This window comes from Rhodococcus sp. Leaf225, assembly GCF_001426145.1.
GTDB lineage: Bacteria > Actinomycetota > Actinomycetes > Mycobacteriales > Mycobacteriaceae > Rhodococcoides.
Genome location: NZ_LMRN01000005.1, coordinates 1 through 1,058, shown reverse-complemented (window position 1 = coordinate 1,058; position 1,058 = coordinate 1). Strand labels below are relative to the sequence as shown.

The 1,058-nt window shown below is 52.7% G+C and carries 1 rRNA gene (running past one end of the window); it reads right to left on the bottom strand.

Going from position 1 to position 1,058, the window contains the following annotated elements:
• Positions 1–1,058: ribosomal RNA gene (locus ASG69_RS00030) — 23S ribosomal RNA — on the bottom strand; its annotated part reaches 1,262 nt to the left of the window's first position; the annotation flags it as partial.

Sequence of the window (1,058 nt, the reverse complement as noted above, 5' to 3'; positions counted from 1 at the left end):
GCTTCTTCCGAAGTTACGCGTGCAATTTGCCGAGTTCCTTCAACATAGTTCTCTCAAGCGCCTTGGTATACTCTACCTGACCACCTGTGTCGGTTTCGGGTACGGTCTATACGGTGGGGCTATTTCCTGGAACCATTTCGAAGCCATCCCAATCCGATAAGGGATGACAACACACATGATCCGTCACACACCACCAGGCCCACGAATATTAACGTGGTTCCCATCGACTACCCCCTTCGGGCTCGTCTTAGGGGCCGGCTCACCCTGCGCGGATTAGCCTTGCGCAGGAACCCTTGGTCTTTCGGCGAGAGGGCATCTCACCCTCTTTATCGCTACTCATGTCTGCATTCGCACTTCCGATACCTCCACGACCCATTACCAGATCGCTTCACAGGCTTACGGAACGCTCCGCTACCGCGTACCACATAAGTGGCACACCCTAAGCTTCGGCACGTATCTTGAGCCCCGTTACATCTTCGCCGCAGGACCTCTTGTTTAGACCAGTGAGCTGTTACGCTTTCTTTAAAGGATGGCTGCTTCTAAGCCAACCTCCTGGTTGTTTTGGAAGTCCCACATGCTTTCCCACTTAGATACGATTTGGGGGCCTTAGCTGTAGGTCAGGGCTGTTTCCCTTTTGACGACGGACCTTAGCACCCGCCGTCTGTCTCCCGCATATCACTCTTAGGTATTCGGAGTTTGGTTAGGTTTGGTAGATCTCGCGACCCCCTAGCCCATCCAGTGCTCTACCCCCTAAGGTGTTCGTGCGAGGCACTACCTCAATAGTTTTCGCGGAGAACCAGCTATTTCCCGGCTTGATTGGCCTTTCACCCCTAAACACAACTCATCCGGTAACTTTTCAACGTTAATCGGTTCGGACCTCCAGTGCATGTTACTGCACCTTCATCCTGGTCATGCCTAGATCGCCGGGTTTCGGGTCTAATACATCAAACTCTGGCGCCCTATTCAGACTCGCTTTCGCTGCGCCTACACCTATCGGCTTAAGCTTGCTTGATACATTAAGTCACAGACCCATTATGCAAGAGGTACGCTGTCAGGCC